This window comes from Kribbella polygonati (genome assembly GCF_050320105.1).
Taxonomy (GTDB): domain Bacteria; phylum Actinomycetota; class Actinomycetes; order Propionibacteriales; family Kribbellaceae; genus Kribbella.
On sequence record NZ_CP190129.1, the window covers coordinates 7289261 to 7300637 of the forward strand.

General features: G+C 69.9%; 9 protein-coding genes. 4 read left to right on the forward strand and 5 right to left on the reverse strand.

Annotated elements, in window-relative coordinates:
• Positions 1-166 precede the first annotated feature (166 nt).
• Genes ACQHIV_RS34850 through ACQHIV_RS34860 form a run of 3 tightly spaced genes read left to right on the forward strand, consistent with a single transcriptional unit; the run spans position 167 to position 4107 of the window.
• Entirely contained in the window at positions 167-2449 is a 2283-nt protein-coding gene (locus ACQHIV_RS34850; RefSeq protein WP_427888511.1) for a molybdopterin cofactor-binding domain-containing protein, read from the forward strand.
• Positions 2450-2456: 7 nt separating this feature from the next.
• On the forward strand, positions 2457-2939 hold the full coding sequence (locus ACQHIV_RS34855; protein WP_427888512.1) for a (2Fe-2S)-binding protein: 483 nt from the start codon (positions 2457-2459) through the stop codon (positions 2937-2939).
• Entirely contained in the window at positions 2932-4107 is a 1176-nt protein-coding gene (locus ACQHIV_RS34860) for an XdhC family protein (RefSeq protein ID WP_427888513.1), read from the forward strand. Before ACQHIV_RS34855 ends, ACQHIV_RS34860 begins: the two co-directional genes overlap by 8 nt.
• Here ACQHIV_RS34860 and ACQHIV_RS34865 read toward each other — a convergent pair.
• The 3 genes from ACQHIV_RS34865 to rarD form a co-directional block, all read right to left on the reverse strand.
• On the reverse strand, positions 4085-5332 hold the full coding sequence (locus tag ACQHIV_RS34865) for a cytochrome b (RefSeq protein WP_427888515.1): 1248 nt from the start codon (positions 5330-5332) through the stop codon (positions 4085-4087). The two genes, ACQHIV_RS34860 and ACQHIV_RS34865, sit on opposite strands and share 23 nt — an antisense overlap.
• A gap of 135 nt (positions 5333-5467) precedes the next feature.
• Positions 5468-7534, reverse strand: a complete 2067-nt coding sequence (locus ACQHIV_RS34870; RefSeq protein WP_427888517.1) for a hypothetical protein — start codon at positions 7532-7534, stop codon at positions 5468-5470.
• Between the two features lie 123 nt (positions 7535-7657).
• The gene (rarD, locus tag ACQHIV_RS34875) at positions 7658-8575 is read right to left on the reverse strand and encodes an EamA family transporter RarD (protein WP_427888518.1); all 918 of its coding nucleotides are present in this window, start codon (positions 8573-8575) and stop codon (positions 7658-7660) included.
• A 109-nt stretch (positions 8576-8684) separates the two neighbouring features.
• Here rarD and ACQHIV_RS34880 point away from each other — a divergent pair, with 109 nt between their 5' ends.
• Entirely contained in the window at positions 8685-9437 is a 753-nt protein-coding gene (locus tag ACQHIV_RS34880; protein ID WP_427888520.1) for a sugar phosphate isomerase/epimerase family protein, read from the forward strand.
• Here ACQHIV_RS34880 and ACQHIV_RS34885 read toward each other — a convergent pair.
• Positions 9434-10822 (reverse strand): hypothetical protein, encoded by a 1389-nt coding sequence (locus ACQHIV_RS34885; protein ID WP_427888521.1) that lies wholly within the window; start codon positions 10820-10822, stop codon positions 9434-9436. The genes ACQHIV_RS34880 and ACQHIV_RS34885 overlap by 4 nt on opposite strands.
• Complete coding sequence (locus ACQHIV_RS34890) at positions 10819-11322, reverse strand: SigE family RNA polymerase sigma factor (protein ID WP_427888523.1); 504 nt, start codon at positions 11320-11322, stop codon at positions 10819-10821. Before ACQHIV_RS34890 ends, ACQHIV_RS34885 begins: the two co-directional genes overlap by 4 nt.
• Positions 11323-11377 lie beyond the last annotated feature (55 nt).

Sequence of the window (11377 nt, forward strand, 5' to 3'; positions counted from 1 at the left end):
TGTGCGTTGTGCACAGTGAAGGCGCCGAAAACCTAGGCATTGCGGCCATCCCGCAGTCCGTTCGTCGGTGCCAGACTGCGTTCCCAGCATTGCTAGAGCTCGGAGGTCCAGCATGGCCGAACACCGTCGATCGTTGGCGTCACCAAGCGAAGGGAAGCCTGGGCTGTTGGGGCGCAGACGCGTGCTCGGGTACCTGATCGCCGCGCCGACGCTCGCGGTCGGGGTGAGCTGGCTGGTCAACGACTCCGACCCGCGCCCGGCCGACGCCGCCGTACCGTCGCTGCCGCAGCCGGAGGACATCTTCGACCTCGGCGACCTGCAGAACCTGGCGGCCGCGCCGACGTCCGGTCTGATCACGGTCGAGATGCGCAGCGACGGTACGGCGCACTTCGCGGTCCCGCGGGCCGAGGTCGGGCAGGGCATCACGACCGCGTTCGCGATGATCGTGGCCGAGGAGCTGGACCTGCCGATCGGCAAGGTGAAGATCACCCTCGCCGACGCCCGCCCCGAGCTGCTGATGAACCAGCTCACCGGCGGCTCGAACTCGATGCGCAGCATGTTCGTCCCCGTCCGTACGGCGGCGGCGATCACCCGCCAGCGTCTGGTCGAGGTGGCCGCCCTGCAATGGAACGTCGCGGTCGACAAGGTCACCGCGGCCGCCGGTGTGCTGACCGGGCCGAACGGCGTGACGGCGACGTACGGCGCGCTCGCCCAGGCGGCTGCTGTCACGAAGACAGTCAAGGTGGCCGCCCAGCTGAAGGCCAAGGCCGACTTCAAGGTGCTTGGCAAGCCCCACAACCGGGTCGACGCGCACGACATCGTCACCGGCCGCAAGCAGTTCGCGATGGACATGCACGTGCCGGGCGCGAAGCCGACGATGGTGGCCCGGCCGCCGACGATCAACGGCACGCTGCGCAGCATCAACAACCTGAAGGCGCTGCGGGCGCTCCCGGGCGTGACGGACGTCGTTGGGATCGCCCACGGTGTGGCGATCCGCGCGGACACGTTCGGCCAGTGCATCGACGCGATCCAGAAGGTCGACGCGACCTGGGGCCCGGGCACCGTGGACGGCGAGTCGGACGCCACCGTGCTGAAGAAGCTCCGCGCCGCGCAGCTGCCGATGACCGTGCCGCCGCTGCTGACGCAGTCGATCGACGCCGAGTTCGTGTTCGCGTTCGCCAGCAACAGCCCGCTGGAGCCGGACTGCGCGATCGCGGACGTCGGCCCGGACCGCGCCGAGATCTGGTCCAGCCTGAAGGTGCCGATCGTCGCCCAGGAGGACATCGCGAAGCAGCTCGGACTGCCGATCGACGCGGTCAAGGTGCACGTCGTGCAGGGCGGCGGCTCGTTCGGCCGGCACCTGTTCCACGACGTCGCGGCCGAGGCGGCGGAGATCTCGCAGAAGATGGGCAAGCCGGTCAAGCTGTCCTGGTCGCGGACCGACAACTTCCGGCAGGGCCGCACGCACCCGATGAGTACGTCGCGGGTCCGGGTGAACTACGCCGCCGGCAACGTGATCAGCTACGAGCAGCGGCACACCAGCGTGCAGACGGACTTCGGGCACGGCCTCGGCGAGATGCTGACCGCGTTCGCGGCCGACCTGCCGATCGCCGGCAACCTGTCGTTCGCGGAGTCGATCTTCGAGCTCAGCCAGTCCTCGCCGTACAACTTCGGCGTCACGACCCAGCTGCTGAACGAGGTGCCGCTGAAGTTCAACACCGGCAGCATGCGGAACATCTACTCGCCGAACGTGGTCTGCGCCGAGGAACTGATGGTCGACCAGCTGGCCGCGAAGATGGGCCAGGACCCGGTCCGGTTCCGGCGCAACTTCCTCAAGGACCAGCGGTTGCTCGCCGTCCTGGACAAGGCGGCCGAGGTCGGCAACTGGGGCAGGACGATGCCGAAGGGTACGGCGCAGGGCATCGGCGTGCACTCGGAGTACCGGGCCGCGGTCGCGACGCTGGTCGAGATCGACTGCCGGCCGGCGACGGTGAACCGGCCGCTGCCCGGCGAGGGGGTGACCGGGCCGCGGGTGACCAAGGCGCTGATCGTCGTCGACCCCGGGTTCTGCATCAACCCGAAGGGCCTGGAGGCGCAGATGTTCGGCGGCCTGCAGGACGCCATCGCGCTGGCGCTGACGTCCAGCCTGCACATCAAGGACGGCATCCCGCTCGAGGGCAGCTGGGACAACTACTTCTACACCCGGGAGTGGAACTCGCCGCTCGACGTCCAGGTGCTGATCATGCCGAACACCAGCGACAGCCCGAGCGGTGCCGGCGAGCTGGCGGTGGCGCCGGCGTTCGCCGCGGTCGCGTGTGCGTACGCGCGGGCGACCGGCACGCTGCCGACGTACTTCCCGATCAACCACGGCACGCTCGGGTTCGAGCCGTTGCCGGTCCAGCCGTCCACCCCGCAGTCGCCGACCGACGGCCTCGACCACACGTTCTGAGGAACCCATGCCAACTCACACCTTCACGCTCAACGGCAAGCAGATCAGCGTCGACGCCGAGGACTCGGTGCGGCTGCTGTGGGTGCTGCGCGACCTGCTCGGCGTCACCGGGCCGAAGTACGGCTGCGCGCTGAACGTGTGCAAGTCCTGTACGTCGCACATCAACGGCAAGGCGTTCAACCCGTGCTCGGTGCCGGTGAAGGAGATCGCGCCGACCGACGAGATCACCACGATCGAAGGGCTGCCGGACACGGTCGGCAAGGACCTGCACCCGATGCAGGAGGCCTGGCTGGAGTACGACGTGGCGCAGTGCGGGTACTGCCAGCCCGGGCAGATCATGGCGGCGGTCGCGAAGGTGAAGCAGGTCCGCGCCGAGGGCCGCGAGATCACCGACGCGGACCTCGACGAGCTGCGCAACATCTGCCGCTGCGGGACGTACACGCGGATCCGCGAGGCGGTCAAGGCCGGCGCGGAGCACATGGGTGCGTGACGTCCTCGGGACCGTCCGCGAGTGGTACGCGTCCGGCGAACGGTTCGCGCTGGCGACGGTGATCGACACGTTCCGGTCGGCGCCGCGGCAGCCCGGGGCGACGATGGCGGTGTCCGCGGACGGCGTGGTCGTCGGCAGCGTGTCGGGCGGCTGCGTCGAGGGTGACGTGTACGCGGTCGCGCAGGAGGTGATCCGGTCGGGCGTCGCGGTGGTCCGCCGGTACGGGATCTCCGACGACGACGTGTTCGCGGTCGGGCTGACCTGCGGCGGCGTACTCGACGTACTGGTGGAGCCGGTGGACCGGGCGTCGTTCGCGGAGTTCGGCGCGGTCGCGGAGGCGGCCGGGTCGGGCCGGCCGGTGGCGGTGGCGACCGTGGTCACGGCGGGCGAGCGCCTTGGCCGGCGCCTCGTCATCGGCCAATCAAACGTGGGCAGTCTGGGCGATCCCGGACTGGACAGTGCGGTGGTGGACGATGCGCTCGGGATGCTCGGCAGCGGGTCGACCGGTATCCGCTCGTACGGTGTGCACGGGGAGTGTGAGCGTACGGACCTCGCCGTGTTCGTGCAGGCGTTGGCGCCGCCGCAGCGGATGGTGGTGTTCGGGGCGATCGACTTCGCGGCGGCGGTCGCGCGGGTCGGGAAGTTCCTCGGGTACCACGTGACCGTGTGCGACGCGCGCGGCGTGTTCGCGACCCGGGCGCGGTTCCCGGAGGCGGACGAGGTCGTGGTCGACTGGCCGCACCGGTACCTGGCGCGCGTGCTGGACACGATCGACAACCGTACGGCGTTGTGCGTGCTGACGCATGACCCGAAGTTCGACGTACCGCTGCTGGAGCTGGCGTTGCGGACCGACGCCGGGTACATCGGGGCGATGGGATCGCGGCGTGCCCACGAGGACCGGGTCGTCCGGTTGCGCGCCGCCGGGGTGACCGAGGCCGAGCTGGCGCGGATGTCGTCGCCGACCGGGCTGGACCTGGGCGCCCGGACGCCGGAGGAGACGGCGATCTCGATCGCGGCGGAGATCATCGCGAGCCGCTCCGCCGCGAGCGCCCGTCCGTTGTCGACCACGACCGGCCGGATCCACGGCGCGACCCGGCCGGGGGCCGCTCCCCGTACGACGCCCTCGGGGATGCCGGCCGCCGCGCTCAGTGGGACGTCAGCTCGGTAGGACGGCGCCGCGCCGGCCGGTGTACCTCGACGTACCCGCCGTCGGGCCGCCGGATGATCCGGCCGGTCTCGACGCCGTGTTCCGCGACCTCGGTGGCGCTCTGCTGCAGGCCGAGGCAGATGCGGCGGGCGAGGAACAGCGCCGCGGGCGGCCCGATGACCAGCAGCACCTGGAACATGTGCAGCAGCAGGTTCATCGAGAGGTGGAACTGGACCGCGATCGTGTCCGCGCCCGCGGCCGCCCACAGCACGCCGTAGAACGTCATCCCGGCGACGCCGATCCCCGTCCGGATCGGGTTGTCCCGCGGCCGCTCGAGGACGTGATGCTCCGCCTTGTCCCCGGTCAGCCGTGCCTCGATGAACGGCCAGCCCGCGACGAGCGCCAGGAACAGCGTGCAGACGCCGACCGGCAGCAGTACGGCGAGGCTGATCGTCTTCCCCCACAGCACGACCTCCCACCCCGGCGCGAGTCGCAGCGAGCCGTCCAGGAACGCGAGGTACCAGGCCGGTCCGACTCCGGCCGAGACCGCCGCGGGATCGGCCGGCCCGTAGAGCCAGACCGGGTTGATCGTCGCGGTCGCACCCATCACGATCGCGACCCCGGCCACGAACGCGAACAGGCCGGCGCCCTGCACCGCCGCCACCTTGGCCGTCTTCGTCCGTCCGTCGGCGAACTGCGCGGGCTTCTGCTTCAGCGAGAGATATCCACCGGCGGCGAAGAGCAGCAGCAGTACGGCGGGGAGCACGATGACGTGCAGCGGATAGAACCGTGAGATCACGTCACCGGGGAACTCGCCGCCGAACAGCACGTACGACACGGCAGATCCGACGAACGGGGTCGCCTGCAGGACACCGTCCAGTACGGCGAGACTCGTACCGGAGGCCACGTCGTCCGGGAGCGACGTACCGGTGAGAGACGCGCCGAGTGTGATGACCAGCAGGCCGAAGACGACCAGCCAACCCAATCGCCGCGGCCGCCGGAAGCCGGCCGTGAAGAACAGCCGCAACAGGTGCAGCGTGATCGCCGCGACCATCAGCAGCGTCGACCAATGGTGGACCTGCCGCACCAGCAGCCCGCCCCGAACGTCGAACGACAGCCGCAACGTCGAATCCAGCGCCCGCGACATCGGCAGCCCACGCAACGGAGCGTACGTCCCGTCGTACACGACCTGACTGACGGACGGCTCGTAGTACACCGTCAGCACCACGCCACTGACGATGAGCATGAGGAAGCTGTAAAACGCAATCTGGCCGAACAGCAACGACCAGTGATCCGGAAACACTCGCGCTCGAAGGTGCCTCATACCCCTACGACACCGCAGCGCCCACGAGTGTGACGTGCCGTGGTGCACCTCACGTCGTCAAGTGCGCCGAACCGCCAGGCCGTCGATCTGGTAGACCTTCCCCGCGATGCTCGTCCGCAACAGCACCGAACCGGTCAGGAACGTCGCCGGTGCCGGCAGCGGAACGATCGCCTGGTAGATGGTCCTGGGATGGGTGAGGTCGACCTTGCCGACCGACTTCCCGTTGTAGTAGACGGTCAGCGTGCCGCACGTGGTGCACACGGTCGCGACGACCCACAGCCGCTTCGCCTGCACGCTGCTGCGTGCGACGTCGATGTTGGTGGCCTTCGTGACGGTCGCCGTACCCAGGTAGTAGAGGCGGTTGCTCGCCCGGGTCCAGCCGCGCGACATGCTCATCGCCCGGTCGTCCGACGGCCGCGAGAAGCAGCGATCGGCGGTCCACCCGGACAGGTTGCCGACCGCGTCGCGGGCGCGCACGGAGACGCAGTACTCGTACCCCGGAACCAGTCCGATCTGGACGGAGGTGGCCGGCGTACCGGACTTGAGGGTCGCGTAGGCGCCGAAGTTGCCCGCGGCCGGCGCGATCCGCCAGCGAGCGTCGTACGAGCTCACGGCGACGCCGCTGTTGTCGGTGGCGGCGTACGTGACGGCGGCTGTCGCGGCGGTCGTCACGTCGAAGACCGGGGCGGTGATCCGCACACTCGGCGCGGTCGCGTCGACCATCACCGCGTGGTAGGCAACGCTGGCGTGCCCGTCGGCGTCGACCGCCTTGACCCTGAAGTGGTGTGATCCGGTCGGGACGCCGGCCTTGACGTACGGCGAGGCGCAGGGCTCGTACGGCCCGTTGTCGAGCTGGCAGGTGGTGGTCGCCGGTCCGGGGAGGCCGCTCGCGTCGAACGGTACGCGCACTGTCTGACCCATCACCGCCGACAGCGCCGGGATGACGACCCGCGGTCCCTGGTACTCGGCCGACGCGATCCAGCCTGTGTCCTCACTGCGGTACACGGTCTCGTCCGCCCCGACCGTACCGTCGGCCCCGACCGATGCCGAGACGATGATGCCGCCGCCGTACGTGATCGGGCGGGTCACCAGCAGGCTGCTGCCGTCCGGTGACCAGCTGAGATGGTTGATGCTCAACCCGGAGGCTGCGCCGAGCTTCGGCGTGCCGCCGCCGATCGGCAGCACGGCAGGCGCGTTGCCCGCGGCGTAGCCGATCCATCGGCCGTCCGGTGAAACCGACGGCTGGGTGCCGCTCTGGGTTCCGGCGAAGGTCTGGCGGACCGCACCGGCGGCCTTGGCCTCGATCCGTTCCAGCACACCGGAGAACTGTTCCTTCACGATGAGTTCCGCGCCGTCGGGCGTCCAGGTCGGCATCGCGAGGTGACAGCCCACCTGGACAGGAGTCCCGCCGGTGGCCGCGACGATCTCCACACAGGAGTACGAGTCCGGCTGCAGCCGCTCGTAGGCGATCTTCGAGCCGTCCGGCGACCAGGCCAGCCGGACGATTCCGGTAGAACCGTCGAGGATCTTGACCGGCGTCGCCCCGGGGACGTCGGCGCGGACCCGCCAGATCGCGGCCTGCCCCTTCGGGAAGGCGACCTCACGCCCGTCCGGCGACGCCGCCACGTAGCCGTCGACCGGGTACTGGGTCGGGCCGTCGGACGCGAGTGGAACCACCAGTTGAGGGTTCGGCATCGGGAGTTGGCCGATGTAGGTACGGCTTGAGGTCGGGCCCGTCCAGACCCCATGGGCCACGGTGATCGACTGATGGGTGATCGGCAGCGCGACCGGCGTACTCGCGGCGCCCTCGCCCTCGGCATTGGTCGCGGCAACAGAGTAGGTCGCACCGGGGACGTGCTCCCACGCGTACCACTTGTAGCCGATGCTGCTGTTCCACGGCTCGGTCCAGGGCAGCGCCGTATCGACGCCGTCGGCGAGGCGGTGGATCACATAGCCGGTGATGGCGTCGTCGTTGGCATCGGCCGCGGGCGTCCAGGCCAGGCCGACACCGGTCAGAGTCGAAGTCACCTTCAGATCGAGCGGGGCGGACGGAAGCTTGCCGGCGACGGCGGAGGCGGGAAGGGCGGTGGTCAGGCAGGCGATGGCCAGCACGATCGGCGCCACGGCTCGGAAGGTCGTGCGCAAGGGAACCTCGAATCTGTACGGCGACAGCCGGAAGGCTCTCGTTCGCCGGTATATCGAGGTGCCCGGCCTGCCGTTACGGCGATTGCACCAAGGTGCGAGCTGTCAGAGCGCTGAGGCGGTGACCGCGGCTCGTTCGAGGGCGAGGGTGCGGCGGCGGGTGTGCATGCTGTCGAAGGTGAACAGGGCGAGGGCCACCCAGACCAGGCCGAAGCCGGCCCAGCGCATGGTGGTCATCTGTTCGTGGAAGATCACCAGGCCGCAGATGAACTGCATGATCGGGGCGATGTAGTTCAGCAGGCCGAGGGTCGTCATCGAGACGCGGGTCGCGGCGGCGCCGAAGAGCAGGAGTGGTACGGCGGTGATCGGGCCGGTCAGGAGGACCAGGACGAGGTACGCCGTGCCGTGGTGCGTCACCGTGCTGTCGCCCTGGAGGCCGAGGACCAGGATCGCGATGGCGGCGAGCGGAGCGACCGTGCCGGACTCGATCGCCATGCCCTCGATCGCGCCGGCGCCGGCCTGCTTCTTCGCGAGGCCGTAGAACCCGAACGAGAAGGTCAGGATGATCGCCACCCACGGCGGCCGGCCGTTCTCGATGGTCAGGCCGACGACCGCGACGAAGGCGATCCCGAGGGCGGTCCACTGCACCGGGCGGAGCCGTTCCTTCAGGACGAAGACGCCGAGCAGGACGGTGAACAGCGGGGTGATGAAGTACCCGAGCGACGTCTCGACGACATGCCCGTGGCCGACACCCCAGATGTACGTGCCCCAGTTCGCCGAGATCAGGAACGCCGCCGCGATCAACGGCCAACGCCGGCGCGGTTCCGCGAGCAGGGCCTTCACCTGCCCGAACTTCCGCAGTACCGAGACCAGGATCACGATCGTGACCAGCGACCAGAGGATGCGGTGGGCCAGCAGTTCGACCGCGCCGGAGTGGTCGAGGAGCTTCCAGTACAGCGGGAACAGGCCCCAGATCAGGTACGCCGTGAATCCGTAGGTGAAGCCTTTTCGCTGTTCGGGCACGGCGTTCAGCGTAAGCCCGCGCGACAGTCGCATCCAACTGCTTTGCTCATGACGTGAGACACGCTGGCCCGATGCGGTTGGATAGAGGGGTGCAGACGAGGAGGCGCGCGTGGGTGTGAGGACCGGTCTGGTCTCGGTGACGTTCCGCCAGTTGGCTGTCGACCAGGTGGTCGAGGTGGCGGCGGCGTCCGGGCTCTCGGCGATCGAATGGGGCGGTGACATCCATGTCCCGCTCGGAAATCTGGTGAACGCGAAGCGGGTCCGGAACCTCACCGAGGTGCACGGCCTGCAGGTGGCGGCGTACGGCTCGTACCTGCGAGCGGGCAGCGTGGACCGCGAGGAGATGCGGTCGGCGGTGGCCACCGCGGAGGCGCTCGGCGCGCCCCGGATCCGGGTCTGGGCCGGCAACGTCGGTACGGCGGACGCCGGCGTCGGCGACCGGATGGCGGTCACCCGCGGGCTCGGCGAGCTCGCGGACATGGCCGCCGGGGCCGGGATCGAGATCGCGATGGAGTTCCACCGGAACACGCTCACCGACGAGGTGGACTCGACGATCACGCTGCTGCTCGACGTCGGCGCGCCGAACCTCACGACGTACTGGCAGCCGCCCGTCGACCTGGACGACGCGGAGTGCCTGCAGCAACTCGAGTCGTTGATGCCCTGGCTGAGCACGGTGCACGTGTTCTCCTGGTGGCCGTCCAACAACCGGCTGCCGCTCGCGGCCCGCGAGTCCCTGTGGCGCCCGGTCCTCGAACGCCTCGCCGCGGAACCCCGGGAGATCAACGCCCTGCTCGAGTTCGTCGCCGACGACTCGACCGAGCAGCTCACCCGCGACGCCGCGGACCTGCACAGCTGGGTCTAGCGGATCGGCTCGTACAGCCCGATGTACAGCGTGCCGCCGGTCGGTTTGCCCGCGTTGACGTAGAAGTCGACCTTCTTCGGCTCGGTCTGTGCCTCCTCGGTGGTCCAGTGCATGCCGCCGGCGCGCGGGCCGTCCTGGTGCGCGGTCAGGCCGTCCCAGCGAGTCCAGACCGTCGGGCCGACGCCCACGCTGCCGAACGTCCACAGGAACGGCGTACCGACCGGGGTGGTCAGCTGGACCCTCCCGTCCTTCCCGGGAGCCACAACCGCGCGGACGAAGCGGTACTTGACGCCCTCGGACTCCATCTCGCGGTTGAAATCGATGCCGTACTGCGTGGTCTGCGGACCGGCGTCGTACACCGCGACCCCGATCCGCGCCCTCGGCGACATCGGCACCTCGCGGCCGTCCTTGTCGACCAGCCGGGCCGTCACCGCGACCGGGGAGCCAGGTGGTGCGGTCAGTTGCAGCGGCTCGCTGAGGTTCTGCTGCAGGTCGTCGCCGTACCCGGTGTCGCAGTTCACGACGGTGCCGTCGCTGAACCGCACCTGCACCCGGTACTCCGGCCGGAGCGCCTGCCACCCCATCACGTAGTCGTCCTGAGTGCCGATCACCTGGACGACCACCGACCGGCTCCTCGGGACGAAGCTGGTCGCGACCTGGCGCTGACCGCGATCGCCGATCACCGCACCCAGCCGGGTCTGCCGGCCGACCTGCTGCCGGAACCGCAGACCGTTGCTCGCGTAGTCGTCCGGCCGCGCCGCTGCGGACCGTGTGCCGGTTCCGGCGGACGGGTCCTGGTAGATCCCGATCCCCAGCTGCTGCTTCCCGTCCGTCAGCGGCCGTCCGTCCAGGTCGACCAGATCCAGCGTGACCTTGGCCGGTTTGCCGATCGGTGCGTCGGCCCAGAGGCCGGTCCCGGCGGGCAGGCTGTCGCTGATCGGGATGCCGTTGTCCGTGCAGTCGTTGTGGTGTACGTCGAAGCCGTTGACCCGGATCCAGACCGTCGCCTCGGCGTCCTGCTTGCAGTAGGCAACGAACTTGACGTCCTTCGCCGTCGGCGTCCAGGTGAACTCGACGTGGCTCTCGCCGGCCTTGCCCGTCCAGCCCTTCACCAGCGGTTGTCCGTCCTTGTCGCCAGGCAGCGTGAAGCCGTTCTGCGTGTACGGCGGGGTCCGGGCCGGGTCCGGAGTCGAGTTGCTGAGCACACCGGGCACGACGGTGACCGCGAGCGCGACCGCGGCGGCCGCGGCGCCTGCGGTGGTGACGATCCGGCGGCGCTTCGTCCGGCGGATCTTCTGGTGTACGCCGGGGAGCAGGTCGGACTGCTGCGGGTCGGAGTCGGCGGCGCGGGCGTGCAGTTCGTCGCGGAGGTCTTGGAGGTTCATCGCGGGCTCTCCTGGTCTGCCGGCGTACTCAAGGCCGGATCGAGGCGGAGTTTCGCCAGCGCCTTGGCGGTCTGGCTCTTGACGGTGCCGACGCTGCTGCCCATCAGGCGCGCGGTCTCGGCCTCGGTGAGGTCTTCGTAGAAGCGCAGGACGACGACCGCGCGTTGCCGGCGGGGGAGGCGGCCGATCGCGTCCCACAGGTCCAGGCCGTCCTCGGCGCGCGGGGCGGGGGCGTCCGGGAGGTCCGCGGTCGGGATCTCGCCGTTCCAGCGGCGTCGCCACCAGGAGGAGTACGTCGTGACCAGGATCCGCCGGACGTACGGCTCCGGGTTGTCGTCGCGGATCCTCGCCCAGTGGAACCAGGCCTTCGCGAGTGCCGTCTGGACGAGGTCCTCGGCGAGCGCGTGGTCACGGGTCAGCAGGTACGCCGTACGCACCAGCGCCTGTGACCGCGCCGCCACGAACGCGTCGAACCCCGCGGCCCGCTTTTCGACGGCCACCGTCGGCACCCCCGCATCGATACTCACACCCCACACGACCGCCCACGCCCACCAA